The sequence below is a fragment of the Halococcus sp. PRR34 genome (assembly GCF_028617175.1).
In the GTDB taxonomy this organism is placed as follows: domain Archaea; phylum Halobacteriota; class Halobacteria; order Halobacteriales; family Halococcaceae; genus Halococcus; species Halococcus salifodinae.
Genome location: NZ_JAQJDA010000014.1, coordinates 26,812 through 52,558, shown reverse-complemented (window position 1 = coordinate 52,558; position 25,747 = coordinate 26,812). Strand labels below are relative to the sequence as shown.

At 56.3% G+C, this 25,747-nt stretch carries 19 protein-coding genes and 4 pseudogenes; 9 read left to right on the top strand and 14 right to left on the bottom strand.

Features of this window, described 5'->3' with window-relative positions:
• Positions 1 to 28: 28 nt before the first annotated feature.
• Positions 29 to 1,054: an alcohol dehydrogenase catalytic domain-containing protein gene (locus PHA81_RS15110; protein WP_273837405.1), complete on the bottom strand. Its 1,026-nt coding sequence runs from the start codon at positions 1,052 to 1,054 to the stop codon at positions 29 to 31.
• Positions 1,055 to 1,330: 276 nt separating this feature from the next.
• Between PHA81_RS15110 and PHA81_RS15105 the strand changes: the two genes are divergently transcribed.
• Complete coding sequence (locus PHA81_RS15105) at positions 1,331 to 2,095, top strand: IclR family transcriptional regulator (RefSeq protein ID WP_273837403.1); 765 nt, start codon at positions 1,331 to 1,333, stop codon at positions 2,093 to 2,095.
• Between the two features lie 405 nt (positions 2,096 to 2,500).
• Here PHA81_RS15105 and PHA81_RS15100 read toward each other — a convergent pair.
• Positions 2,501 to 3,302: pseudogene (locus tag PHA81_RS15100) on the bottom strand (transposase); the annotation flags it as partial.
• Between the two features lie 282 nt (positions 3,303 to 3,584).
• Between PHA81_RS15100 and PHA81_RS15095 the strand changes: the two are divergent.
• Both PHA81_RS15095 and ppc read left to right on the top strand, forming a co-directional pair.
• Positions 3,585 to 5,015 (top strand): aldehyde dehydrogenase family protein, encoded by a 1,431-nt coding sequence (locus PHA81_RS15095; RefSeq protein ID WP_273837401.1) that lies wholly within the window; start codon positions 3,585 to 3,587, stop codon positions 5,013 to 5,015.
• A gap of 3 nt (positions 5,016 to 5,018) precedes the next feature.
• Positions 5,019 to 7,706 carry a phosphoenolpyruvate carboxylase gene (gene ppc, locus PHA81_RS15090; RefSeq protein WP_273837398.1) on the top strand — a complete coding sequence of 896 codons (2,688 nt, stop codon included), beginning with the start codon at positions 5,019 to 5,021 and terminating at the stop codon, positions 7,704 to 7,706.
• Positions 7,707 to 8,114: 408 nt separating this feature from the next.
• Here ppc and PHA81_RS15085 read toward each other — a convergent pair.
• Together PHA81_RS15085 and PHA81_RS15080 are read right to left on the bottom strand one after the other, a co-directional pair.
• Positions 8,115 to 8,788 (bottom strand): annotated as a pseudogene (locus PHA81_RS15085) (IS6 family transposase).
• A gap of 353 nt (positions 8,789 to 9,141) precedes the next feature.
• Positions 9,142 to 9,624 carry an Rrf2 family transcriptional regulator gene (locus PHA81_RS15080; protein ID WP_273837396.1) on the bottom strand — a complete coding sequence of 161 codons (483 nt, stop codon included), beginning with the start codon at positions 9,622 to 9,624 and terminating at the stop codon, positions 9,142 to 9,144.
• A 253-nt stretch (positions 9,625 to 9,877) separates the two neighbouring features.
• Here PHA81_RS15080 and PHA81_RS15075 point away from each other — a divergent pair, with 253 nt between their 5' ends.
• Complete coding sequence (locus PHA81_RS15075; RefSeq protein ID WP_273837394.1) at positions 9,878 to 10,669, top strand: glucose 1-dehydrogenase; 792 nt, start codon at positions 9,878 to 9,880, stop codon at positions 10,667 to 10,669.
• Between the two features lie 315 nt (positions 10,670 to 10,984).
• Here the strand turns inward: PHA81_RS15075 and PHA81_RS15070 are convergent, their stop codons facing one another.
• Genes PHA81_RS15070 through PHA81_RS15060 form a run of 3 tightly spaced genes read right to left on the bottom strand, consistent with a single transcriptional unit; the run spans position 10,985 to position 13,028 of the window.
• A complete protein-coding gene (locus PHA81_RS15070) occupies positions 10,985 to 11,452 on the bottom strand; it encodes a low molecular weight phosphatase family protein (protein WP_273837392.1) in 468 nt (155 codons plus the stop codon).
• A 21-nt stretch (positions 11,453 to 11,473) separates the two neighbouring features.
• Entirely contained in the window at positions 11,474 to 12,637 is a 1,164-nt protein-coding gene (gene arsB, locus PHA81_RS15065) for an ACR3 family arsenite efflux transporter (protein ID WP_273837389.1), read from the bottom strand.
• Positions 12,630 to 13,028, bottom strand: a complete 399-nt coding sequence (locus PHA81_RS15060; RefSeq protein ID WP_273837388.1) for a metalloregulator ArsR/SmtB family transcription factor — start codon at positions 13,026 to 13,028, stop codon at positions 12,630 to 12,632. Before PHA81_RS15060 ends, arsB begins: the two co-directional genes overlap by 8 nt.
• 143 nt (positions 13,029 to 13,171) lie before the next feature.
• Between PHA81_RS15060 and PHA81_RS15055 the strand changes: the two genes are divergently transcribed.
• Entirely contained in the window at positions 13,172 to 13,591 is a 420-nt protein-coding gene (locus PHA81_RS15055) for a RidA family protein (RefSeq protein ID WP_273837386.1), read from the top strand.
• A 75-nt stretch (positions 13,592 to 13,666) separates the two neighbouring features.
• Positions 13,667 to 13,996, top strand: a pseudogene (locus PHA81_RS15050) (DDE-type integrase/transposase/recombinase); the annotation flags it as partial.
• A 19-nt stretch (positions 13,997 to 14,015) separates the two neighbouring features.
• On the opposite strand, the pseudogene PHA81_RS15045 reads toward PHA81_RS15050, so the two are convergent.
• Positions 14,016 to 14,594, bottom strand: a pseudogene (locus PHA81_RS15045) (IS6 family transposase); the annotation flags it as partial.
• Between the two features lie 118 nt (positions 14,595 to 14,712).
• On the opposite strand from PHA81_RS15045, the gene PHA81_RS15040 reads away from it, so the two are divergent.
• The gene (locus PHA81_RS15040) at positions 14,713 to 15,729 is read left to right on the top strand and encodes an aldo/keto reductase (protein ID WP_273837384.1); all 1,017 of its coding nucleotides are present in this window, start codon (positions 14,713 to 14,715) and stop codon (positions 15,727 to 15,729) included.
• A gap of 242 nt (positions 15,730 to 15,971) precedes the next feature.
• Here PHA81_RS15040 and PHA81_RS15035 read toward each other — a convergent pair whose 3' ends face one another.
• Positions 15,972 to 16,559: a hypothetical protein gene (locus tag PHA81_RS15035; protein ID WP_273837382.1), complete on the bottom strand. Its 588-nt coding sequence runs from the start codon at positions 16,557 to 16,559 to the stop codon at positions 15,972 to 15,974.
• 586 nt (positions 16,560 to 17,145) lie between these two features.
• On the opposite strand from PHA81_RS15035, the gene PHA81_RS15030 reads away from it, so the two are divergent.
• Positions 17,146 to 18,609, top strand: a complete 1,464-nt coding sequence (locus PHA81_RS15030) for an aldehyde dehydrogenase family protein (protein ID WP_273837380.1) — start codon at positions 17,146 to 17,148, stop codon at positions 18,607 to 18,609.
• A 238-nt stretch (positions 18,610 to 18,847) separates the two neighbouring features.
• Here PHA81_RS15030 and PHA81_RS15025 read toward each other — a convergent pair whose 3' ends face one another.
• From PHA81_RS15025 to PHA81_RS15005, 5 genes are all read right to left on the bottom strand, one after another.
• The gene (locus PHA81_RS15025) at positions 18,848 to 21,019 is read right to left on the bottom strand and encodes an ABC transporter ATP-binding protein (RefSeq protein WP_273837379.1); all 2,172 of its coding nucleotides are present in this window, start codon (positions 21,017 to 21,019) and stop codon (positions 18,848 to 18,850) included.
• Positions 21,020 to 22,240: 1,221 nt separating this feature from the next.
• On the bottom strand, positions 22,241 to 22,666 hold the full coding sequence (locus tag PHA81_RS15020) for a DDE-type integrase/transposase/recombinase (RefSeq protein ID WP_273837378.1): 426 nt from the start codon (positions 22,664 to 22,666) through the stop codon (positions 22,241 to 22,243).
• Between the two features lie 253 nt (positions 22,667 to 22,919).
• The gene (locus tag PHA81_RS15015; protein WP_273837376.1) at positions 22,920 to 23,078 is read right to left on the bottom strand and encodes a hypothetical protein; all 159 of its coding nucleotides are present in this window, start codon (positions 23,076 to 23,078) and stop codon (positions 22,920 to 22,922) included.
• A 217-nt stretch (positions 23,079 to 23,295) separates the two neighbouring features.
• Entirely contained in the window at positions 23,296 to 24,174 is an 879-nt protein-coding gene (locus tag PHA81_RS15010) for an ABC transporter permease (RefSeq protein ID WP_273837375.1), read from the bottom strand.
• A 124-nt stretch (positions 24,175 to 24,298) separates the two neighbouring features.
• The gene (locus tag PHA81_RS15005; protein WP_273837374.1) at positions 24,299 to 25,309 is read right to left on the bottom strand and encodes an ABC transporter permease; all 1,011 of its coding nucleotides are present in this window, start codon (positions 25,307 to 25,309) and stop codon (positions 24,299 to 24,301) included.
• Positions 25,310 to 25,461: 152 nt separating this feature from the next.
• Between PHA81_RS15005 and PHA81_RS15000 the strand changes: the two genes are divergently transcribed.
• On the top strand, positions 25,462 to 25,596 hold the full coding sequence (locus tag PHA81_RS15000; RefSeq protein WP_273837373.1) for a hypothetical protein: 135 nt from the start codon (positions 25,462 to 25,464) through the stop codon (positions 25,594 to 25,596).
• Positions 25,597 to 25,747 lie beyond the last annotated feature (151 nt).

The following is a 25,747-nucleotide window of genomic DNA, read 5'->3' as shown; positions in this document are numbered from 1 at the left end:
GTGTGATCTGTGGATGTGGAATCGCTGTCTACAGGTTGGGGTAGATAATCTTCTTGAGACCGTCGCGGTCCTCCATCTGCTCGAAGGCCTCTTCGAGGCCCTCCAGCGCGAACTCATCGGTGACGAGCGTGTCGACGTCGATGCAGTCGTTCTGGAGCAGCGTCACCGCTCGGGCGAACGTGTCCGGTGTGAGTGAATAGGTCCCGACAATTTCCCGCTCCTCGAAGAGCAGGTCAAACGGAGAGATCTCAACTGTCGCTCCTTCCGGTGGAACGCCGAAAACGAGCGTCCGACCGCCCGGTCCCGTGAGAGAATGTGCTTGGTTGATCGTCTCCGGCAAGCCGACCGCCTCGATAGCAATGTCGACCTCGCCGACGAGGTTCGGAACGACGGTCGACGGATCTTGCTCAGTTGGATCAAAAACATGGTCTGCACCGACTTCAAGAGCCGCTTCGCGGCGTTCGTCGACGGGTTCGGAGACGAGGACGGTTCCGGCACCACTTGTCTTGAGTAGCTGAACGAGCAACAGACCGATCGCTCCCGCCCCGACGACGACAACTGTCTCGCCGCTCGTCAGATCGATCTGGTCAACGCCCTCGATGCAGCACCCAAGCGGTTCGGCGAGTGCTGCCGTCCGGTACTCCATGTCGCCGATATGTTCGACGTTACCGGTGGGAACCGTTACGTACTCCGCAAACGCGCCCTCGCTGATGTGCTTGGCTGCGCCACCGAGCGAGGTAAGATCCTGGCAGAGGTTCTCTCGTCCAGATTTGCACGCTCGGCACTTGTTGCACGGTATCGAGGGATTGATCGCGACGCGGTCGCCTACCTCGTAGCCGTCTACATAATCTCCAACTGTCACTACTTCCCCAGCACTCTCGTGGCCAGGGATCATCGGATAGTCCACTGTGAGTGACCCACTGTACATATGCACGTCCGTTGTACAGACGCCACAGGCGTCGACTTCGACAAGCAGTTCGTCGGTATCCGGCTCCGGCTGTTGCTGCTCGCCGATCTCGACCGAGTTGGCGTCCGTGAGTGTTGCTGCTTTCATCGAACCAGCCGTTCGACCCGATTCGGAAGTCCTTGTTAAGGGTTTCCTATCAAGGTCCAATACTCCTTTGCACGCTATTAGACCCTTGAAATCGACGTTTTAGTTTTGTTTTTCTATGGAAAACAACTCTATGGCCGGCATTATAATATAAGAAATAACACAGTTAATGGACTATTATGTACGTTTTGGCCAGCTCTCAGCCAGCTCTTTCGAGACAGCTGTTTTTCTCTGAAGAACAATTTATAAGCATCTTGAGAACCTGTTGAGAGCTAATCAATGTCGAGTCAAAGTCCAAAGACTGTCAAAGCAACGGTGAATTCGTTCAAAATTTTGGAGAGGCTCGTCGAGGTGGATCATCCAATGGGCGTTACAGAACTGTCCGACGCAGTCGGACTCTCGAAAGGAGTGGTCTATAACCACCTGGGGACGCTCATGGAACTTGGCTACATCCAGAAAGAAGACCGGGAATACCACCCGTCACTTCGCCTGCTATCGCTCAGTGAACCGACACGCTTGAACCATGACGTCTACCGTGTCGCACGATCACACGTCGATAACCTCGCTGAGACGACTAATGAGGTCGCAACACTCTTCGTTGAAGAAGATGGTCTTGGTATTTGCACGTATCTGGCGACGGGTACTAACATCTGGTCGCCGGACTACTTCTGTGGCGACGCGCTTCCTTTGCACGTTACTGCGCCAGGGAAGGCGATTCTTGCCACGCTAGACACCGACCGAATCGATGAGATCATCTCGCAGCATGGCTTGTCATCGATGACCGATCACACCATTTCAAACAGAGAGTTGCTTGAAACAGAGCTGCGATCGATCAGAGAGAACGAGATTGCGTTTTCCAGAGAAGAACAGTCTGAGGAAGTCGTCGGTGTCGGGGCCTCATTTGGTCTCGATAAGCGCGCGCCAGCCGCTGCGATCGGGGTCTGTGGACCCCTGGATCGACTGTCCGGTCGCTACCTCCAAGAGGATATCACTGGTCAGGTGATCAGTACGGCGAAGTCGATACAGGTTGAATTGACGAAGTAACCGACTCGGCCGCCGTACTCTCGGCCCCACAGTCATCCTCCATCTAAATTCACCCATAACGAGGAGAGGCCTACGAACACCCATATTACATCATTCAGCAGGCTAGGAACCGCGAGATCCGGCTGCTCTTTCCGTTGGCGAACAATTGGAGGGTCCTACGGCGGAATGTTGAAGTACGTGAAGTCGTCGGACTCTGCGGATACCCACGACGAATTCTACACGAACGATCAGTGCCGGGAGTGATACTGTGAGCATGTGGAGAGCCTCGACAACCAAGGCGACGATCGACCAGCGACTCACACTTGAGGCCGTAGACACCACCGTTGACATCCTTCCCGTCGTGAAGGGTGATGATTCCTCCGGTGGGGTTCGGACGGCCTACGCCGCCGAACCTACGAAAATCTTTTAATAGTGTACCTGAACCTCGTTGGGACGAGAGCGTGACAACTCTGACCATCGGTGGTCGTCCCACTTGAGGCGCGCGGACCGTGCCATCGGCCCAACTTCGCCGTTCGTCTGTCGTGCGAGGAACTTCGCTGACGCATCGAGGTCCGCGTGTCCCTTGTAGCAGCACGGACACCAGAACGAATCGCTCGACCGAACGGTGTCCTCACGTTTGCCGCACTCGGGGCACTCTCGCGTGGTATTCGCTTCCGGTTTCACTTCGACCGTGATACCGAACTCGGCGGCGGTGTACGCGAGTCGGTCGATGAACGCTCGGAACGCCCAGAAGTTGTGCGTTTTCGCGTTCACTTCGACCGACCAGTGTTTGTCGAAAACGCCCTTGAGGTCGCCGACGTACACCGTCGCCACACCCCCAGCGTGAACGCGCTCCATCAGGTCGCGGGCGAGAGCGTCGTGTGCGTGGTCGCGCCGCCGTGTTTGCTTCCAATGCAGTCGCCGAATCCGGTTGCTCGAATACTGACCTTCGCGGAGTTTCGACTGGTCACGCGGAAGCGGTCGAACAGGTCGCGCCCCTCGTACAGCAGTTGCGTTCCAGTGGTCGTACTGCACGCGACGATGTTGTTCGCGCCTACGTCCAGAGCGGCGGTTTCGTCCGCCAGTGGTGAATCCAGTCGAGAATCGTTGACGGTGACTGGTTGAATCGCTCTGAATTGGTCGTTCATCTCGTCGTAGTACAGTTCGAGTTGCCCGGCTTTGCCATTTCCACTTCGGGGCCGCCCTAAACGTCGAGACGGAGCCGTTCGTGGTCGCTAATGTCTTACTCCTCTCTCTCAGTTGCTTCCCGCCCGGAATATTGAGGAGGGACTGTTCGAGGTTGCATACTACTACAGGAGAGCTTACGGCGCGTATCCCCACCGTGAACGGAGAGAGTTAGCGTCTGTCTTTCACATAATTTGTTGAGTCCGCCAGTCGCAGATCCAGAGCTACGTTAACAGAACCGTTCCGTAGTCCTGTTCGCCTACTACTTGTCAATGTTAATTCGTCCTGTAGTAACTCCTTTATCCGAAGCCACCGATGCATGCTCATGGCTATCGTATCGACTAGGCAGGACCAACAGCCATTTATTGACGGACAGTGGGAGGATGGCAGTGAATCCATTGAGGTCGACGACCTCGCCGAGGGCGGCGTGTTCGGTCGGATCGCCGCCGCGGGTCCGCTTCAGGCCGAGGCCGCGCTCGATGCGGCCGAGAACGCACAGACGGCGATGGCTGCATCGACGATCCCCGAGCGGGTGGCGTGGCTCGAAGCCATCGCCACGGGACTGCGCGAGCGGAAGGACGAACTCGCAGACGTGATCGTTTGCGAGGCGGGCAAACCCATCGCGAGCGCGCGCGGCGAGGTCGAATCGGCGGCCGAGCGGTTCGAGCGCGCCGTCGAGGAGGCACGGAATCTGGACGGCGAGTATCGGCCGGGGACGACCGCTGGGCACGAGGGCTGGGAGGCGATCACCAAGCCCGAGCCCCGGGGAACCGTGCTCTGCATCACGCCGTACAACTACCCGCTTTCGACGACCGCGCTCCAGGTCGCGCCCGCGCTCGCCGCCGGCAACAGTGTCGTGCTCAAGCCCGCGAGCAAGACCCCCGTGAGCGCCGCCATCCTGACCGACGTCATCGCTGCGACCGACGTTCCGGCGGGCGGGTTCAACTTTGTGCCAGGGCACGCGAGCACGATCGGCGACGTGCTCGCCGGTTCGGACCAGATCGATGCGATCGCGATGACTGGCTCGTCGGGCGCGGGCGAACACGTGGCGCGCCAGAGCGGGATCGTGAACCTCCACATGGAGCTCGGAGGCAACGCGCCCGCCGTCGTCTTTCCGGATGCCGACCTCGACGAAGCCGCCGCGGCGTGTGCGAAAGGCGGACTCAAGTACGCCGGCCAGCGGTGTTCGGCGGTCAGCCGCGTGCTGGTCCACGAATCGATCCACGACAACCTCGTCGAGCGGATCGAGAGCGAGATGGACGCCTACCCCACCGGCGATCTGTTCGAGGAGGACACCGCGCTCGGACCACTCATCAGCGACGAGCAGGCCGACTGGGTCGAAGAACTCGTCACCGACGCCACCGATCGGGGTGCCGAGATCGTTCGCGGCGGCGGGCGTGACGGCCAGTTCGTCGAGCCCACGCTGCTCGGTCGTGTTCCCGAGAGCGCACGCCTCGTTACCGAGGAGCAGTTCGGCCCCGTGATCCCGGTGACGACGTTCGCCGACGAGGATCACGCCATCGAGATCGCCAACGGCACCGACCTCGCACTCGACGGCTGCGTCTTTACTACTGAGTACGACCGCGCGCTCCGGGTTGCCGAGCGGATCGACGCTGGCGCAGTCCGGATCAACGGTGCACCGAGCCACGGTCTCGGCGACATCCCGTTCGGTGGGAACGAGGACTCGGGCATCGGCCGCGAGGGCATCGGCATGAGTATCGAAGGGTTCATTCGCTACAAGAGTATTGTTCTATAGTCAATGTTATTACACAATCACACGGTGGAGCGGGACGTTCGGGAACTCGGCGCGCTGGTTGGCGAGATGCTCGAAACACAGACCTCGACCGACGCGTTCGAGACGGTCGAGGAACTCCGGACGACTGCTATCGACTACCGCAACGACGAGATCGACTCGCGCAACGGCCTCGATCGCACGCTTCGCGGCCTCGACCCCGAGACCGCCGTCACGGTCGCGCGCGCGTTCACGACGTACTTCGAGATGGTGAACCTCGCCGAGGAGCGCGAACGCGTCCGCGCCATTCGAACCGCCTCACAGGAGGGCTCGCTCGCCGACAGTCTGGGTGCCGCCGTCGAGAGCCTCGCCGACCGCGATCCGGAGGTCGTCGAGCAGATTCTCGAGGACGTGCTGATCGAGCCGACCTTCACTGCTCATCCCACCGAGGCCCACCGCAAAACCGTCAAGGCGAAGCTTCGCACCATCGCCGACCACCTCGTCGCACTCGACGAGCGCCGGCTGACCGACACCGAGCGCGAACAGCTCGAGGACGCCCTCGAAGCTCAGGTCACGAGCCTCTGGGGCACCCGCCAGATCCGCGAGCGCCAGCCCGAACCGCTCGACGAGGCTCGGAACGTCCACTGGTATCTCGAAAACACCCTCTTCGATACGACCGGCGAGGTCTATCGGGAGATCGAGGACACGCTCGGGGCCGAGTTCGACGATATTGGAGTACCCAAACTCTTCGAGTTCCGATCGTGGGCCGGTAGCGACAGAGACGGCAACCCCTACGTCACGCCCGACGTGACGAGCGAGACCCTCGCGCGACAGCGCCGCAGTGTGTTGGAGAAATACCAGGAGGCACTCGCCGACCTCTCGAGCGTACTCGCCCACGACGCCGACCGACTCGACACGGGCGCAACCTTCGACGAACGCCTCGCTGCGAACCGCAAGCGCTTCCCCACCCTCGCCGATCAGGCCCGCGAGCGCTACCCAGACGAACCCTACCGCCAGCACCTCCGGCTGATGGGCGAGCGCCTCGAACGCATCGGCGACGTTCGGCCGAACGGGTACGACGAGGTAGCGGAGTTCACCGCCGATCTCGACGCGCTGGCGACGAGCCTTCGGGCGAACGGCGGCGAGCGGATCGCCGCGGTCCACGTCGACCCGCTCGAACGCCAGGCCCAAACGTTTGGATTCTGTCTCGCGGGCCTCGACCTTCGGGATCACCAGGAGAAACACACCGAGGCGATCGCCGCAGCGCTCGGTCGCGAGGACATCGCCTACGAGAGCCTCGACGAGGACGAGCGCGTCGAACTCCTCACCGAGGCCATTCTCCAGGACGCGCCACTGATCGACGTCACCGACAGGGAGGGACTGTTCGACCCCGCGGCACGCGTGCTCGAACGGTTCGATCGGCTGAACGATTGGCAGCGCGAGTACGGCGCGGATGCGATCGACACCTACTGCATCTCGATGGCCGAGAAGCCGAGTCACGTGCTCGAAGTCCTGTTTCTCGCGGATCAGGCAGGCGCGGTCTCCCTCCCCGAGTACTGTGGACTCGACGTCGTGCCGCTGCTGGAGACCGAGGCCGCCCTCGACGGCGCGCGCGAGATCATGGGGACCCTCTTCGAGAACGAGGCGTACAGCCAGGCGCTCGCCGCGCGCGGCGACGTTCAAGAAGTGATGCTCGGCTACTCCGATTCGAACAAGGAGAACGGGTTCTTCGCCGCGAACTGGGATCTCTACCGCAACCAGCGCCGACTCGCCGACATCGTGGACGATCACGACATCGACCTCCGGCTGTTCCACGGTCGTGGGGGTTCGATCTCCAGAGGTGGTGGCCCGATGAACGAGGCACTGCTGGCGCTGCCGAACAAGACAGTGAACGGCCAGGTCAAGTTCACCGAACAGGGCGAGGCGATCGCGGAGAAGTACGCCAACCCCCGCATCGCCGAACGCAACCTCGAACAGATGCTGAACGCCCAGATCCGCGCACGGGCACGGTCGCTCGATCAGCCTGCGGATGACGTACCCGAGGAGTGGCTCGATGCGGCCGCGACGATCGCCGACGCGGCGCGGACGGCCTACCAGGACCTGCTCGACACGGACGGATTCGTGTCGTACTTCGAGCAGGCTACGCCGATCACGGTGATCGAGGAGCTCAACATGGGCTCGCGGCCGGCGTCGCGGTCGGGTGAGCGCACGGTCGAAGACCTTCGGGCGATTCCGTGGGTGTTCTCGTGGACGCAGTCGCGATGTATTCTGCCTGGCTGGTACGGCCTCGGAGCGGGGATCGAGGCCTACCTCGACGATGGTGGCTCGACCGAGACGCTTCAGGCGATGTACGACGAGTGGGCGTTTTTCCGAACGACGATCGACAACGCGGCGCTCGCGCTCGCGCGCACCGACATGGAGATCGCCACCGAGTACGCCAGGGTCGCCGACGACGACCTGGAAGCACGCTTCTTCCCAGTGTTCGAGGCCGAATACGAGCGGGCTGCCGACTTCGCGACGACCATCGGCGACCGCGACGACCTCGTGAACCGTGGGTGGCTTCAGGAGAGTCTCCGTCGTCGGAATCCCTACGTCGACCCGCTGAACGTGCTCCAGACCCACCTGCTGGATCGCGAGCACCGGACCGAGACGGAAAAGCGTGCGCTGCGCCTGACGGTCAAGGGGATCGCTGCCGGCATGAAAAACACTGGATAGAAGTACTGTATTCGAAGCTATCTTCAACGAGCGCTCGTCCAACAAGTGCGTGATTAGGTCGACCGTATTTGTAGGAGTATTTGAGCCGTCGCAGCCAGTGCTGGAATGGTCGGATAATGCAGTAGGTCAAGGGTTATGCGGTAGGACGTACCGAGATAGATACAGAGGCATTGGTAGGAAACGAGAGCATAATTAGCGAATCCGCTGCCCCGAAAGGTAGCAGCGGATTCGCCTCCCTCGCCAGTAACTCTTCTGTCCCGCGGATCCAGAGAAACCGCCATCGGACGAAAGTGGTACATGGAACAAACGCGGCTTCTGGACTGTTGATCGGATCGTCAACTGGATCATCACCGGCGATTCCGAAATGCCATAACATCGGTGTTCGGCCGGTCGAAAGGCGCTGTCTAGTTAAGCCTCCTCAGCCGGCGTGCGGCCGTTGAGCGCTTGATGCGGTCGTTGCGTGTTATAGTAGTGAACGAACCGCCGCAGCCAGCGGCGAATGCTGGCCGGACCGCCGTTCCAGGTCGTATAGAAGCGGTCCGTTCGCTGTTTGAGCGTCTGGAACCACGCTTGATGTGATTCCGGCCGCTGTACTCCACCTGACCGCTCAGTCCCAGTCGGGACAAAGCGGTCCGATAGCCGAAACTATCGACCAGCAATTCCGCCTCTGAGAGGTCGTGACGCTCTGCGAGGCGTGAGAGAAACGCCGCCGCGGGATTGGTCCCGCGGCGGCTGGACACCTCGATATCGAGCACTACCATCGAGTCAAGATCGATTGCAGCGTAGCACCACCGCCACTCCATGCCGATCTGGACCGCCGTCTCGTCGACGGCGACTCGCCGCGGAGCACTCCGTGGCGGGTCATTCTGGTTGTCTGCGAGGCGGTGCGTCCAGTCCCAGACCGCTCCGTGCGAGCGATCAACGTTGAGGAGATCGAGAATCGCCACGGTCTCGCGCAGTGACAGCCCCGCAGAATGGAGCTGGACGGCGAACGCCCTGACGGGCGTCGCCGTCCGCTCTCGATCCCAACAATCACTATCTGCCGCCTCACACGTTTCACCGAGTAGGTCGCTGAGTGGCATGAATCACCAGCTCTTCGACCTGCTCACTCTTAACTAGACAGCGCTGGTTCCGACGTCCCGACAGAGTCGATTGTAGTAGCTTCGATGCGGGTCGCACCGTCTTCGCTGTTGATCATTATCACTTGATCTCACCTTTGGTGCTGTCCTTATAGTACTGCTTTCAGCAGTAGCAGAGGCGGGCTGGCTGGATTCGTCATGCACAGCAATCTGCGAAGTTTAGACTACCTGATGTCGAAATCCAATTTTCATGAATAACTGCTTGTGGAGTTAGATTCCCTCTATAAATTTCGAATCTAGCCGTGCATGACGAATCCAGCTAGCCGACCTCAGATGGTGGGGTTTCGAGTTGGTGCTTATGTCTGTTGCTGCTGTGCCCGAAATTCAGTCGCCACTTCGATGATAGGACGTTCGTGTTCGGCTTCGGCATCAGCGACAATTCCCTCGGTGAGCGAGGCAATCGTCACGTCGGCGAGACGTTCCTCGAAGGCTCGCTCCGCGGACGCGAGCATATCGTTGAGCACCTCGGGCATCCGACAACCGACCGGACACTCCTCGTTCGGATAGTCGTCGTAGGACTGGAACAACGGGCCGGTATCAACCGTGCGATAGACGTCGAGCAGAGTGATCTCCTCCGGAGAGCGTGCGAGTTCGAACCCGCCGCTGCGGCCACGTTGGGACCGGACGATACCAGCCTCCTGAAAATCCCCCAACAGCCGGCGAACGACCACGGGATTCGTGTCGACGCTGTACGAAATCGTTTCGGAGGTAGTCGGCCTGTCCCACACGGCCAGCACGACAAGCGTGTGTACACCGGCTTGAAACCGAGTGTTGTTCATAGATCCGTGTCAGTACCGAGTGGCTAAATCTCCGTCGCCGCCCTATCGGTGCTGTACCGGTTGTCCGTCGAAACAGTCTGAATGCGGTGCGTTTATGTACAATCCAAATCGTAACTAGAGTTGTTACGATAAAACGTAACGGGCAAATCACCATGCATAGCCAGTTCAGCTCCCTCATGGAGCACTTGCTCGACGAAATCGACTATCAGGTCGTCGCAGCCTGAACCAACCGAACGACACAGGAGAAATAACCATGGCAGCAACCAACACGGAAGCAATGGAGTACAACGAGCGGAAACTAGAGAACAAGGTCGCGGTCGTCACTGGCGGCAACAGCGGTATCGGCCGCGCGATCGCCGAGAGGTTTCACGCCCAAGGCGCGTCGGTCGCGATCTTCGGCCGGAATCAGGAAACGCTCGACGAGACCCTCGACGCGCTTGGCGGCGAGGACGAGTCGCTCGCCGTCCAAGGTGACGTCACCAACCCCGAGGATCTCGACACGCTCTATGCGGCCGTCGAGGAGCGTTTCGGTCGCGTTGACGTCCTCGTGGCGAACGCCGGGGTCGGCAAGATCCGTCCGTTCGACGAGGTCGACGAGGACTTTTTCGACACGGTCACGGACATCGATTTCAAGGGTGCGTTCTTCACGGTCCAAAAGGCCCTCCCGCTACTGAGCGACGGCGGCTCTGTGATGTTTACTACCACGGGCGCGACCGAAAAAGGTCTCCCGGGTATGTCGGTCTACGCAGCAGCGAAGGCGGCGCTGCGCTCGCTAACGCGCACGTTAGCGGCCGAGCTCGCGCCACGAGGAGTCCGCGTGAACGCTATTAGTCCTGGTCCGGTCGAGACATCGCTCGTGGAACGAATGGGTATCCCGACCGAGCAGGCCACCGAGGAACTGGGCAAAATCACTGAGCAGCAACCACTCGATCGATTCGGCCGGCCAGAAGAGGTTGCGGCGGCAGCGGTGTTCCTCGCCAGCGAAGACGCTTCCTATGTCACCGGCGCGAAGCTCGACGTTGACGGTGGGATGGCACAGGTCTGAATCATATCTGATGTCGGCTAGCTAGGTTCAGTATTCACAGTTCTCTGCGAAAGTTGGCTATCGGCGTAGATTTCGAGCCTAGTCATGCGTGAGAGATTTACCTGCCTGACTTCAGGTGAGATAGACAAAAACCCGGGAGCGATCGCGAAAGCTGCTCCCTGCATGAGCGTTGGGACGAGTTCGGTCCCGCTGTTGAGGACAAAAATCGGTCCATGCCACGAAACTATCCGACAATGAAAGCCACTGCCGCATCGGACAGCAGCAGGGTCCAAGCCACGGTTTTGAAAGTCCTCCCACGGGAAATCGTCAGCCATCTCAGTTCGCGGTGGCGTTCAGTTGTGAGTCGTCGCTGAGTTCATCGAACAGATCCACCACACGCTGGTGAATGTCGTCTCGAATCGAACGTACCGTGTCGATGTCCTCTCCATGAGGATCGAGAAGGTTCCAGTCGCGGATGTCAACCGTTGAATCCTCCTCGTCAACGTCGAGCGTCGAACAGCCCATCGTCGCCACGTATTCACAGGAACGAAGTTCTTCGCTCGTGATTTTGCGGGGCGTCCGCTCCGAGAGATCGAATCCTTCCTCGCGCATGACTTCGATGACCTCCTCGTGAACGTGGTCCGCTGGGCGGGTACCTCCAGTGAGAATCTCGATAGCGTCGTCGAGACCTCGATGCTCGCGTTCGTACTCGGCGAATGCGGTCGCCATCTGCGAGCGGCCAGCATTTTGGACGCACATGAACGCGAGTCGGATCGGGTTCGCTGTATCAGTAGTGGTGGACATTGGTTTTGGTTCGTGTGGTGGTTAGTCGTCAGTTGTCGGCTCCGAAGCGGACGCGTCGAGACTGTCAGTCCCAGTCCCACTCCAGTCGAGTTGGCGCTGGAAGTAGAGTGCAACGTTGACCAGCGCGAGCAAGACGGGCACCTCGATGAGCGGGCCGACGACGGTCGTGAAGGCGACGCCGGAGCCAACACCGAACACGGCGACCGCGACCGCGATGGCGAGCTCGAAGTTGTTCGAGGCCGCTGTGAATCCGATTGCGGTCGTCGTCGAGTAGTCCGCGCCGATCCCCTTCCCCATGCCGAAGCTCACGAGGAACATCACCACGAAGTAAATCGTCAGCGGCACGGCGATCAACAGGACATCTGCGGGTGCAGCGATGATGTTCTCACCCTGCGTGGCGAACATCACAATCACGGTGAACAGTAACGCGACCAGCGTCAGTGGGTCGATTTTCGGGACGAACTCCTCGTCATACCACTCTTCGCCCCTGGTGTGCGTGCCGACGTAGCGAGTGAGAAAGCCGCCGACGAAGGGAATGCCGAGAAAGACCACGATCGCTTGAAACACCTGCATCGGCGTGATGTCGAAGGTCGTGATCCCAGCGACGAGCGAATCCATCCCCAGCAGCGGCGGCAGGAACAACCCGAAGAACCAGACGTAGACGCCGTAGGTGACGATCTGGAAGAGGCTGTTGAACGCCACTAACCCGGTGACGTATTCAGGTGAGCCCTCAGCGAGTTCGTTCCAGACGAGCACCATCGCGATACAGCGGGCCATCCCGATGAAGACGAGTCCGAGGAAGAACTCGGGACGGGCTGGCAGACCGGGGACGAGTCCGCTGAAGAACACGACCGCCAGTCCGAACATCAGCGTCGGGCCGATGAGCCAGTTCTGGATGAGGCTCAGACCGAGTACGCGCCAGTTGCTGAACACCGTTCGGAGCTGCGAGTAGTCCGCCTTCGCCAGCGGCGGGTACATCATCACTATGAGGCCGATCTCCACGAGGTGGAGGTTCTGAATCGGTTCGGTTACCGATGGGGCAACATAGCCCAGCCCCACGCCAACGGCCATCGCGCCGAAAATCCAGACGGTGAGATACTTGTCGAGAAAGTCCATCGAGCGCGGGTCGCCACACTGCGGACACGAGCAGTCCGGGCCGTGCTCGTGAGCATCGACGCTACTCATCGCTCACGCTCCCTTCAAGGACTGTCACAAGGGCGATGGCACGGTTGGTAGCTTGGTACTTCTTCCAGCGTCCGTCCTTGCGTCCGGTCACGAGCCCCGCGTCGACGAGTGCCGAGAGCGCGTGACTGAGCCCGCTCTCGCTCACGTCGACGACGGCCTGAAGCTCACAAACACAGAGTTCCTCCTCGGCTGCTACGAGCACGCGAACGAGGGTGTAGCGCGTCTCGTTGGCGAGCGCGGCGAGCACGTCGAGTTCGGCGTCGACCTGCTCCGGGCCGAGTGCCGCTTCGAGCGTGCCGAGTTCGTCGAGTCGCCGCTCGACGTCCTCGTCTCGACACTCCCCGAGCTCGTCTTCGAGGTATCGCTGAAGTCGTTCAGTCGCTTGTGCCATGAGAGATTAATTGATTATCGGCTCAATTAATTGTTTCGATGCCAACGCGAGTGGTCTCCTCTCTGTGTGCTATCTCTGCCTCTATATCATTTGTCTGGGTGCGGACGAAAGGCTTTTTGTTTGAGCAAATACTAAACTGGAGCGTGCAATCAGAGCAAGTCAGCAAATCGATTCCGGATCGAGCGAGCGAAGCCAGCCGAAGGCAGCGCGCTGGGACGGAGTTCATCGGCGGCTACGGAATGAAGACTGGCGACTCGGACCTCCGTTTCATCGAGGGGCAACTTCCCGAGGACGAAGACCGGATCGAAAGCGACGAATCGCCGGCCCAGCAGCTCGAACTCGTCTTACAGAACCTCGAAGCCACGCTGAATCAGCGCGGGCAGAGGATGGATGATGTGCTTCAGCTAACGCTCTATCTTGCCGATATGGACGCCTACGAGTCGGTCAACGAGACCTACGAGAGATACTTCGAGGACACGTATCCGGCGCGCACGACCGTTGGAGCCTGCGAACTACTCGGTGGTGCCGCAGTCACCGTCGACGCAGTCGCCGTCCTCGAATAGCACCGAGCAGACTGTTACGGATACGAAGCCGATTCCGGGCGCTCGTGATCGGGACCATCAGGACGGCGAAGCCGTCGGCGGGTCGCGGTCGACGAGACCGCGATTCAGGTCGGCCGTGAACAGTGCTGGGTGTACGCCGCGATCGACGTGGATTCGAAGCTGCTGCTCGGCGTGCGCGTCTCTCGCTGGCGGGGCACGCGGCTCGCCAGCGCGATCTTTGCCGAACTGAAAGAGCGCCATGACCTCTCGGAGGCGGAATTTCTGGTCGATGGTATGGGCTACCTGACCGCACTTGCACAGAATGATCTGGGTGGTCACCTCGACTACATCATGCGAAATCTGATCGAGAAGTGGTTCCAGACGCTCACAATGCGGGTTGACCGTTTCCACAACACGTGGATGGGCGGCAGAGCCAGCGCGCAGCGCTGGCGAGCCCGCCGTTCCAGGTATTGTGGAAGCGCTCGACGCGCATTTTCAGTGTCTGGAACCACTTCTCGATCTTGTCTCGCTCGGTGTACTCGAGCTGACCGCTCAGGTCGGTTCGTGCGAGAGCGGTCAGGGAGCCGAAGCCGTCGACCAACAGCTCCGCCGCAGAGAGGTCGTGGCGCTCCTTCAGCTCCGAGAGGAACGCCGCGACGGGGGTCTCCCCCGCCGCGGCGACAGCCGCACGCCGAACAAGAGCTTCGAGTCCAGATCGATCGCGGCGTACAGCCAGCACCACTCGGAGCCGATCTGCACCGCGGTTTCGTCGACAGCGACCCGCCGCGGAGCACTCCGCGGCGGGTCGGGAAGGTGGTCGGCGAGGCGGTGGACCCACTGGAAGACCGCCTGATGCGAGCGGGAAACGCCGAACAGCTCCAACACAGCCGCCGTCTCCCGCAGCGACAACCCCGCCGAATGGAGTCGCACCCGACGCCCTGACGGGCGTCGGAGTGCTCTCCTCGGCCCAACACTCAAGAGATGCCGTGTTTAACGTCTCTTCGAGCAGTTCTTGGAGTTGCATGGACACCAGACCCAGGAACTGCTCATACTTTGACTAGGCAGTGCCCTGGCAGCCAAAATGTAAAGATATCGTCCATAAGACTATAGTTTTTGTATGGGTCGGTAATACCTGTTCTACGATGGAATACACTACCTTGGGGAATACTGGCCTCGAAGTAAGTCGTATCTGTGTTGGATGCATGGGATTCGGTGGATCTGCCGATTGGAAACTCGGCGAGCAGGCGAGCCGCGAAATCATCGACCGCGCTATCGATCTCGGGATCAATTTCTTCGATACTGCGAATAAATACGCTGACGGCGAAAGCGAGACCATCCTCGGGAATGCACTTGCGGAATATGACTCCGAGCAATTCGTCATCGCAACAAAAGGGCGATGGGGTTCTGGACAGGATGACCGCAACGCTCAGGGCCTTTCACGGAAGGCTATCGATCGACAGATCCAAAACAGCCGCGACAGACTTGGTGTTGAGACTATTGATCTCTATCAACTTCATCGGTGGGACGACGATACGCCGATTGAACAGACCCTTCGCGCTCTTGACGACGCTGTGAGTCGGGGCGACATCCGATATATGGGGGCGTCATCAATGTGGACCTACCAGTTCGCCGAGTCACTGTTTGCGAGCGAGCGTCTGAACCTCGAACCGTTCACGACGATGCAACCCTTCTATAACCTTGTCTATCGTGAACGAGAGCGTGAACTCCTTCCATACTGTCACGAGAAAAACATCGGTGTCCTCCCCTGGAGCCCCCTCGAACATGGCTATCTCACCCGTCCTGATGAGGAGTGGACCACAACAACCCGTGGGGAGGGGCTCGTAGATAATACTCACCCCGTTCGAGAAGGAAATAATCCAGAAATCAATCGCCGTGTCAAGGAACTTGCCGAGGAAAAGGGTGTTTCGATGGCACAGATCAGCATAGCGTGGTTATTTCATAATGAATACGTTGATGCCCCGATCCTCGGGACCACCAGTATCGAACACCTCGAAGATGCCGTAGAGGCTCTTAATATCTCTCTTTCGACGAGTGATATCGAGCATCTTGAAGAACCCTACACCCCCGTTCGCGTCTCGGGTTGGGACTCTGCCCGCGAACGCATGGATTATGAAACTGAAACTACTGGTGGAGAGTGATACCCCGTCCTGATCGATAGGAGATATTTACTCTTCTTCCCCTGAATGCAAGAGCTGTGGGGAACGCTTCAGACTTCAGCAGCAGGTGTGCTCTGAGTGCGGTGAGTACATTCTCGACCGGGTTGAGTAGTCCTCTGAGAGCACCCTGTAACGAGAAAAGTGGCTATCGACAGGCTGATTAGCTCGATTGCCTCACTACGTGAAACTGGCTCGCAAAATCAGTGCGAAAGGTGAGGAAATGGCTAAGAAGTCGGTGTGTTCCTCAGCTTCGCCTCCCAGCCAAGATAGGCGAGTGCGATGATGAGTGTCGGGAGTGTAGCTAGATCAAGGAGAGTAAAAGCGGGTCCCTCAACAGGTGTGCGGAGGATGCTGAGTGGGTAGGGTATTGATGGAATTGTGCCCCAGAACCGCCAGAAATAGAGACCGATCCACCACACGAATCCAGCTATCGCGGGAGTACCGATCAGAAGAATCTCTTTCCATGACTGCTGTGCGGTCGCCAAGAGATATCCCGTAGTCAGGGTTGCTACTGGAAGCACGTACCAGCAGAAAAGTGCCCATGAGGCGATAAGTTGACCAAGAAAGAAAAGAAGGCGCTCCACCCCCGTCTCCTGATCAACAACGGGTGCAAGATAGATATTGACGAAGAGAGGAACGAGAATAATGGAAAGCAACGCAACAAATCCAGTCAAAGCACTGACTGGAAGGAGTGATAAATCTCGACGGTGTGGGGTGGTTCTGGCGAGTCCGAGAGCGAAAATAACAGGAATGAGTACGGCTCCAGCAGCTATGAGTGGTGAAACTGTCACGACTTCCAGTACCTCCTCCAAACAAAAATAATTCACTCTATGTTCAACATGATCCGAGAATCATTGTCACACCCTAAAACCCACCGCTACGGCCTAGACAGAATAGGGATTGTGAGGGTCGATAAAAGGCAAGATATAGCGAGCAGAATTCTCACGGATGTCTAGTTATGTCTCCTGTACCGGCGAGGTCGTTGAGCATTTGATGTAGTCGCTGTGTGTTATAGTAGAAAATGAACCGCCACAGCCAGCGGCGAATGCTGACCGGACCGCCGTTTCAGGTCGTATGGAAGCGGTTGGTCCGCTGTTTGAGTGTTTGGAACCACCACTTGATGTCGGTTCTATCACCACTGTGTTTGTTCGGAGACTAATATTCAATCATTAGAACTAGATATCAGCCGATACAACCGATATTTCTCATTCCACTGGTTGGTTGTGGACCTGTACAGTATGTTCGAGCGTTCCAGCTATGCCAGCGTAATATCGCAAGCTTGGCAAAGAGAGATCAAAACTATCTTTGAAACCCCACTCTGTTCCACCGATGAACTCTCACCGATGAGTATAGAATAAAGTCGAAAAGAAAGTATACCCCTACTCCGTTATTCTGGTGATGGCAGACACCTACGAGAACTACGTCGACGGGGAGTGGCGCGCGTCGGAGACCGGCGAGACGTTCGTGGTCGTGAACCCCGCGAACACCGACGAGACGGTCGCGGAGTGTCAGGATTCGAGCGCCGCGGATGCACGGGGAGCCATCGAGGCGGCCGCGGCTGCCGAGGACGCGTGGGCGGACACGCCCGGCCCCGCCCGTGGGAAGCTCCTGCGCGAGACCGCCAAGCGGATGGACGATCGGCGCGAGGAGCTCACCGAGATGCTCGCGCGCGAGGAGGGCAAGGCCCGCGGCGAGGCAGGCGGCGAGGTCGGCCGCGCGATCAACATCTTCTACTACTACGCCGAGAAGGCGATGGACTACGCTGGCGAGGCCAGCAATCCGAGTGCTACCGGCCAGAACCTCTACACCGTCCGGGAGCCGATGGGCGTCGCGGGCCTGATCGTGCCGTGGAACTACCCCATCGCGATCCCCTCCTGGAAGATGGCCCCGGCGCTCGCGACGGGCAACACCGTGGTCTGCAAGCTCTCGCGGGACGCCCCGACGGTCTTTTTGAAGGTCACGGAGTGTCTCGCCGAGGCTGCCGAGGCCGTGGACGCCCCCGATGGTGTCGTCAACGTCCTGACCGGCAGCGGCAGCGAAATCGGCACCCCGATCGTCGAACACGACGAGGTCGACGCAGTCTCCTTCACGGGGAGCCGGTCGGTCGGGGACATGATCTACGAGCAGGCCACCGACGCCCACAAGCGCGTCCAGACCGAACTCGGCTCGAAAAATCCTACCGTCGTGACCGAGAGCGCCGACGTCGAGGAGGCAGCCCAGATCGTCGGCGGCGGTGCATTTGGAGTGACGGGCCAGGCGTGTACGGCGACCGAACGGGTGATCGTCCACGAATCCATCGAGGAGGAGTTCGTCGACGCGCTCGTCGAGTACGCCGAGTCGATCGAGATCGGCCCCGCTCTCGACGGGGCGGACATGGGTCCCCAGGCGAACGAGGGCGAACTCGAAGGCACCCTCGACGACGTCGAGACTGCCAAAGAGGAAGGAGCGACCGTCGAGTACGGTGGCAGCCGGCCCGACGGCGAGGCGTACGAGAACGGCTACTTCGTCGAACCGACGATCCTCTCTGGCCTCGATTCGGACGCGACCGTGATGCAGGAGGAGGTGTTCGGCCCCTTCGTCGGGATCATGACCGTGAGCGATCTCGACGAGGCGATCAAGCTGGCGAACGACGTCGAGTTCGGACTGGCGGCCGGGATCGTCACCAGTGATCACACACAGGCAAACCGCTTCGTCGACGAGGTCGACTTCGGGGTTGTGAAGGTCAACGAGGCCACCACCGGCCTCGAACTCCACGTTCCCTTCGGTGGGATGAACGCCTCTTCCTCCGAGACCTACCGCGAGCAGGGCGAGGAGGGGATGGACTACTTCACCATCATCAAAACCGTCTACGATAACTACTAATATATTACAAAGGTATAGTATATGGTGAAAAACAACTGATTACAAAACAGTTGAGATAATTTTCGCAAAAATTTCACTAACTCGTTCATCCAGCATACACGGCACTGTCTAGTCAAAGTACGAGCAGTTTCTGGATGTGCATGACACCAGACCCATGAACTGCTTTGCTGCTGATTGACTTTCTCTTGTTCTATGCTTATTCAGAAGGTTCGCTTCTAGACGACTCTTTCTGATTTAGTTAGGCATCGGTAAGTGGTTCACTGTCCCAATACGGGTGCTCATCGCTGTAGTCACGGAAGCATGCAGACCCATGTCCATCACTGTCTCTATCTTGAAGACTTGGATGATCTTGCTTACAGACCTCTCGGGCCTCTGGGCACCGAGTATGGAACCGACAGCCTGTTGGTGGATCGACTGGATCTGGAATGTCGATCCCACGAATTGGTGGACTCTCAGCCGATTGATCAGCATCAAGTTCTGCTGTAGACCACTTTAGAACCTTTGTATACGGATGTTCCGGATTGCTCACAACCTCTTCTGCAGGTCCGATTTCCACAATCTCGCCGAGGTACATGACACCAATCCTACCGCCTGCTTTGCCAGCAATATATCTGGCATTTGATAGGTTATGCGAGATGAACACATATGACGTATCGAAAAGATCTTGCAGTTTGAGCATGAGATCCATCATTTCTACACGCAATGAAACATCTAATGCGCTCACAGCCTCATCTGCAAGTATGAGATCTGGATTCATTAGTAGTGCTCGAATGAGAGCAACTCGCTGCTTTTCACCACCACTGAGTTGGTGTGGATACCTTCCAGCATAGTCTTCGGGTGGCGTCATTCCGACATAATCTAGTAATGAAAGGATTCTCCCCTCTCGTTCGTCCTTACTTAGGTCGGACTGAGTGTGCTTTAGTGGAACTTCCAAGCTTTTCATCACCGATCGGTTCGGATTTAGTGCACTACCAGGATCCTGATGAATGATTTGCAGGGAACGACGGATCTCCTCGAACGGAATATTAGCATCCTCCTCGTTGTCATGTGCAGCCCATATATCTTGATTTCGGTAGGAGACGCTTCCCGTGGTCGGGCGTTGTCCACCGATTAGCGTTTTACCGAGTGTAGTCTTTCCACATCCACTTTCACCAACGAGGACAACTACATCATTTTCGTAGATGTCGAGATCAACATGATTGACTGCCTGGACAGTCTCTGGATCGGAAAATATCTTATTAGTTAAGCCTTCACTCTGCTCAAAGTGCACAGAGAGATCCCGTGCTGTAACAAGAGGTTCAGTGGACTGTTGACCTTCGAATGTAGTGACACTCGAATCGGGATCTTCTGAAATCAATGGGATCTCCTCTTTGGAATCCTCCCAGTGGAAACAGGCAGTCTGATGACCATTCTCCGCGTCGAAATATGGCGGATCTTCAGTCCGACATTCTGCGTCTGCGAGAGGACAGCGGGGATGATATGAGCAGCCAGCGGGTACATTCACTGGATCCGGACTTGAGCCTTCAATGGGTCGCATTTCTGAAAGCGGTGCGTTAAGATTGGGAACCGCTCTAAGTAGATCTCGTGTGTAAGGATGGGCCGGCTCACTTAGCATCTGATCTGTCGGACCCACCTCAACAATGTCAAACGCGTATAGTACTGCTAGACGATCACACAATCCTGCAACAAGTGGGAGATCATGAGTGATGAAAACGATCGTTAGTTCGTATTTTTCTTGTAGGTTCTGTAGAAGACCGAGAATTGAGCGCTGCATTAGTAGATCAAGCGCTGCTGTTGGCTCGTCCATGACAAGTACATTGGGCTCAAGAACGAGACTCAGAGCAAGCAACGCCCGTTGTTTCATTCCCCCGCTAAGCTCGTGCGGATACGAATCGAGAACTCTATCGGAATCAAGATGCAGATCGGAAAGCAGTTCCTCTGCGTTTGACATTCCCTCTTGCATTTCCACATCATGAGCGCTGATGGTTTCTTCAAAATGGGTCCGGATATCTAATGTTGGGTTGAATGAACTCATCGCACCCTGGAATACCATGGAGATCTCCTCCCAGCGTAGTTTACGAAGTTCTTCGTCACTCAGGTTTAGTAAATCAATGGGATCTCCATTGTCGGGATAATACGTAATCTCACCAGTTGTTTTTCCGGGATCGACAACAGCGTCAAGCAGCGACGATGCAAACATCGACTTTCCACTTCCGCTTTCCCCTACAACACCCAGAATTTCTTCCCGGTATATGTCTATACTGACATTATCGAGAACCTTAGAAGTTCCCCGGTCCATGTCAAACGAGACAGAAGTATTCTTAAGGCTGAAAATGGTCTCATTTTCTGGTTTCTGTCTTGTGGTTGATTCCTCTGCCAGGTAACTACTATCTGATTGGTTAACTGTCATTTTGGTTTACTGTATTTCGTGATTGTGATTGAGCTTCTTGACGTCAATTCTATGACTGATTTGAGGTCAGCCATTCTCTGCACTGTAGTACTGCGAATGGCTCTCACACCACCTGTAGTGTTATAGGTTGGCTACTTACTACTTAAGCATTCCCCTATCATTCTGTGTGCTGTTAACTTTTTTGGCTATCTGACAGGTGATCCCCTATACAGGGTGATGTATGTGGAATTGTCCGAATTGAGCGATATGCTGGATAAAATTGAGTTTTAGACGGGAACTGGCAAATCGCCAGTTCGTATGCCAACGATCCTGCTCTACAACTGCTATATGTGTCTTCGTGGTAGTGTTGATTGCGTGTGGCTGGATTGGCGCCGAGTGCTCACATGTGAAAATGGGATATAGTTTTGGAGTTTTAGCCAGCCATTGCATAAAACGGTTGATGAAACATCGCCGACTTCGATGTTATACGAGGATACTGCATTAGAGACTCAATCGAATGTTGAATATGTGTCATGGTACATCGAATCGACACTATCCAGCTTCGCTTATTGGAACGACGTTGTCTCCAGAAACGGCTAATTGCGCCAATAGGACCGAATTAGGGGTACATACCTGAATTTACAGCGTCAATATAGGGAGCAAACCACTGGGTTAGTGCTTATTAGACTCAGTTCATATCAAACTTTCTGCACTTATGGAGCATCCATCCAGATGATAATAAACCAACACTAAATATGATCAAATTAAATTGCAGAATCACATACCCAGCCGAAGACCGGTCGAGAAAGATGAATGAAATCCCCAGAAGAACAATGAATAATAAGTTAAGGATGAAGATGTAGAATATGGTTCGACGAAATTCACAGAAGCTCTGCCAGAACCTTGACCTGAAATTGCCGTCCATGAAAGCATATAACTGTTCCTATATAAGAACTTTCCGACGTCATTCTCCCTACTGGACACTGTTAGATTGAACTCTCCCGTTCGAGTGCTTCGATCGGCGGTTGATTCTCCAACGCTTGGTGACCTCCGGAGATGGTTGGAGTAGTAGGCGGTGTAGGCAGTCAGCCAGCGCCGTAGAACCTAGCGTGACTTTTTGACGCTCATTCTCGTTCAGATCGTCGGAGCTCGCTGGAGAAAGCGTGCTGACCGATATTGAACGTCAAAAGGTTGCGCTAGCCCCTAGAGCGTTGGCTGACTGCCATTCCAAGTTTCGTGGAATCAACCGATCCGCATGGTGTAGGTCTGGAACAGATTCTCAACGATGTTCCGGTTAGAGTAGTTGAGGTCGCCGAGAAGGTCGGTTTTAGCCAGTGCCGTCAGGTAGCCCATGCCGTCGACGAGGAACTCCTCGTCGGAGACGCGGTGTTCCTCTTTGAGCTCGCGTAAGAATATCGTTGCGGGCTCGATGCCGCGATTCTGAGAAAGTCGTGCTCCACGCACGATTTTCGAATTGACGTCGATAGCAGCGTAGAGCCAAACCTTCTGCTCGTTTTCGAGCTGGATCTGTTTTTCGTCGATGGCGACACGATCAGGTTCGGCGGTGAGGTCCTGATCGTAGTGGTCGGCGTAAGACTGGTACCAGTGGTGGATGGCGGTTCGGGTTCGGCTGACGCCGAACCACTCACAGAGATCGCGACACTCCACCAGCGACGCTGCAGCGGCGTGAGCAGCGCACGCCAGCCTGATCAGCCAGGCTGGCGTGCTTGTCCGATCAGTGTCCAAAACGGTACATCCGAGCAGTTCGTGACCCCCTCCTGGAGTTTTTCGAGCATGGTTCCAACTGTCTCGAAGAATTCCGCTCAGTTCAACCTCAATCTAGCAGCGCCGTCCCACAGAACGAAATTGGACTGTGAATATCCTAACTGGTGTCGATATCTTCTCCCGCTCTCACCAGTCACTATCTTATCTGCCCTAATGCTTCACCGAACGATTGCCACGTAGTACGAGTAACCAGCCCTTCGGCCTGCTCACTCTTGGCCAGATAGCGCCGTCCTGATATTGTATCTATCATGACGGCAGGAACAGTAATATATCGACGACCGATCTCATCGGCCATCTCGACTACTCCGAGCGCAACATCGTCGGGAAGAGGTTTCAGACCTATACGATGCGGATTGGCCGCTTCCACGAAACGGGGACGTCGATCAGCTCAGAACAGAATGCTGGCTGACCACCTATACTACAAAGATAACCATCTACGCGGTCATCAAGCGCTGAACAAACGTCCCCTACCGAACAGCGAGGGATCCGGTCTAATGATGTCGAGTGAATCACTATATCTGGTCTCTTTCGTCAGCTTTGTGCTTTGCTCTAATTCGGGGGTTGACAACTCGGTCGAGACCCTGTACCAGCATGATCATCGCCCACGAGAGGAGAACGATAGCAAGGATCGGGAAGAGCAATGCGTGGAATTGCGATGGCGTTTGTGCCGACCCTGCTTGGTATGCCATATTCATTAACACACCCCAATTGAGTCCCTCAAAGGGAAGAACTCCGAGGAAGTACAAAGCAACAGAGCTAAAGATAACCTGTTTTGAGGTGTCTACGAACCCGATGAGGATTAACGGCATCATCTGTGGGGTGATGTCCTTCGAGAGGATCTTTCTCGTCTTAACACCCATAAATCGGGAGGCTTCAACATATGACTCCTCCCGTATTGTGAGGACCTGCGAACGAATTCCACGAGCTTGACCTGCCCATGAGTTTATTGAGATGAGAATACCGATTACTACTGGATTAGTTGGCTCGAAAACTGCTGAAAGGACGATGATTAGCGGGAGGCCCGGAATAGTCATAGCTACGTCTGTAAAGGTCATGAGGAGGCTGTCAATTCTCCCTCGCTTATATCCAGATACGATTCCTATCGTAGCGCCAACTGCGGTAGCAAATACTCCTCCAGATAGGATCATGACATACATCGAGGGTGCCGCATGTACGATAGCACTAAATACACCTTGTCCGTTTCCGTTCGTACCTAGTGGGTACTGCCATGTAGTGAAGGGTTGAATCCACTCCTCGGGGTATAGTGTTGGCTCAGGAACAACCAATACCCCAATGGTACCCATGAGAGCGTATAGTCCCAAAATGATGAGACTTACTTTTGTTCTCCAATCGGACCATGCAATTTCCCAGACTGCGCGGATCTCTGTCATCATCCCTCGCAGCTGGTCTCTTACCAACTTATTCTCAGTTGATTGCTCTTTTTGGAATGATGAGAGCGGGAAATCTTTTGTTCCCCCATCTGTAACCTTGCGGGGCTGCTCGGATGAGGTCTCATTAGTAGGCTTCATGTGAATCACCCCCAGAACTAGCCCGTGGGTCAATTAGCCCATATGTCATGTCTGCAATTGTGACTGCAATGATAACCGCAAATGTGATAATCAAGAATCCACCCATCATAAGTGGATAATCGCGTGAGCTAATTGACTTGAAGAAGTAAAACCCGACACCTGGGTATCGGAAGATTTGCTCGAGGATAATCGAACCACCAAGAACAAATCCGATTTGGATCAGGATACCTGTGTAGATTGGCAATACCGCATTGCGAGCTACATACTGGGTTCGGATTCTGCTGGATCTCAGACCACGAAGTCGTGCGACCTGTAGATAATCTTCTCCGAGTACGCGAATTGAGTTACCTCTCATCCGAAGTGCTCGTCCTCCGAATGATGTAATCACAACTGAAAGAATTGGTAGCGTCGCATGCCAGAGGACATCAGTAAAGTATTCCAATGTGAAACCAGCTTCGACTCCTATACTCGTTCGATTACCAGACGGGAAGAGTTCAAACGTATATGCGAATATAACCAAAAGGAACACTCCTGCTATATAATATGGAATAGAATTCAAGGTGACAGAAAGTGTACTTAGGAGGTTGTCTACCTTGGTTCCTTCATGATATGCCAAGAAAGCTCCCAACACAATCGAAATTATCAAACTGATAATCAGTGCGACTCCCATGATGAATAATGTCCATGGTATTGCCTCCGCATATATGTCGATCACTGGCCTGTTGTAGAAAAATGAGGTACCTAAGTCTAATTGAAGTAATGACACGAAATACTCGATGTACTGTTGCCAAATTGGTTCATCTGGCGTTATACTTATATATTGTGACACCATCTGGTTGATCTGTGCTGGTCGAGCAGCAGGATTGTTTCTTCGTATCGTAGCCCGTACGTAGTCTGCGGGACCCCCTGGCATGAGCCGGGTTAGCACAAATGTCAATGATATTACAATATAAGCGGTTAATCCTGACCGGAAAAATCGCTTCAGGTAGTAATTCATTGGTTCACCCTTTTGATAGCGTCTGTGATATGTGTGGTTGGCTCTGTCTTCCCCAAGGCACAACACCTCTTTTCAGGACTTTCTAGTATGTGCATACCACTCACAGAAGATCATGGAATGTACTCACACATAAAGTTAGTGAATCGGTCCAGATGTCGGCGCGAGCCATCCGAACGTTCGAGACCACTATCCCGAACCAGCAACAGGTTCGTGACGGCCTCGATGCGCTCGGCCATGCCGCGTCGAAGCTCTGGAACGTCGGTCGCTACTACGCACAAGGCGTGTAGGACGAAACGGGCGAGATCGTCGGTAACGCGGACCTCAAACGCGATCTCAAAGGCCACGAATGCTATAGGGACCTTCTATTCACAGTCCAGTCAGCGCGTTCTCGAAGACCCCGCCGAGGCGTTCAACGGCTGGTTCGCAAAGCGTCGGAAC

Excerpts from the sequence above, each read along its gene's own strand:
- PHA81_RS15060 (WP_273837388.1), bottom strand. The coding sequence starts at position 13,028 with ATGGCACAAGCGACTGAACGACTTCAGCGATACCTCGAAGACGAGCTC.
- arsB (WP_273837389.1), bottom strand. The coding sequence starts at position 12,637 with ATGAGTAGCGTCGATGCTCACGAGCACGGCCCGGACTGCTCGTGTCCG.
- PHA81_RS15070 (WP_273837392.1), bottom strand. The coding sequence starts at position 11,452 with ATGTCCACCACTACTGATACAGCGAACCCGATCCGACTCGCGTTCATG.
- PHA81_RS15005 (WP_273837374.1), bottom strand. The coding sequence starts at position 25,309 with ATGAATTACTACCTGAAGCGATTTTTCCGGTCAGGATTAACCGCTTAT.
- PHA81_RS15010 (WP_273837375.1), bottom strand. The coding sequence starts at position 24,174 with ATGACAGAGATCCGCGCAGTCTGGGAAATTGCATGGTCCGATTGGAGA.
- PHA81_RS15095 (WP_273837401.1), top strand. The coding sequence starts at position 3,585 with ATGGCTATCGTATCGACTAGGCAGGACCAACAGCCATTTATTGACGGA.
- PHA81_RS15110 (WP_273837405.1), bottom strand. The coding sequence starts at position 1,054 with ATGAAAGCAGCAACACTCACGGACGCCAACTCGGTCGAGATCGGCGAG.
- PHA81_RS15015 (WP_273837376.1), bottom strand. The coding sequence starts at position 23,078 with ATGGCCGATGAGATCGGTCGTCGATATATTACTGTTCCTGCCGTCATG.
- PHA81_RS15000 (WP_273837373.1), top strand. The coding sequence starts at position 25,462 with ATGTCGGCGCGAGCCATCCGAACGTTCGAGACCACTATCCCGAACCAG.
- PHA81_RS15080 (WP_273837396.1), bottom strand. The coding sequence starts at position 9,624 with ATGAACAACACTCGGTTTCAAGCCGGTGTACACACGCTTGTCGTGCTG.
- PHA81_RS15040 (WP_273837384.1), top strand. The coding sequence starts at position 14,713 with ATGGAATACACTACCTTGGGGAATACTGGCCTCGAAGTAAGTCGTATC.
- PHA81_RS15105 (WP_273837403.1), top strand. The coding sequence starts at position 1,331 with ATGTCGAGTCAAAGTCCAAAGACTGTCAAAGCAACGGTGAATTCGTTC.
- PHA81_RS15075 (WP_273837394.1), top strand. The coding sequence starts at position 9,878 with ATGGCAGCAACCAACACGGAAGCAATGGAGTACAACGAGCGGAAACTA.
- ppc (WP_273837398.1), top strand. The coding sequence starts at position 5,019 with ATGTTATTACACAATCACACGGTGGAGCGGGACGTTCGGGAACTCGGC.
- PHA81_RS15030 (WP_273837380.1), top strand. The coding sequence starts at position 17,146 with ATGGCAGACACCTACGAGAACTACGTCGACGGGGAGTGGCGCGCGTCG.
- PHA81_RS15025 (WP_273837379.1), bottom strand. The coding sequence starts at position 21,019 with ATGACAGTTAACCAATCAGATAGTAGTTACCTGGCAGAGGAATCAACC.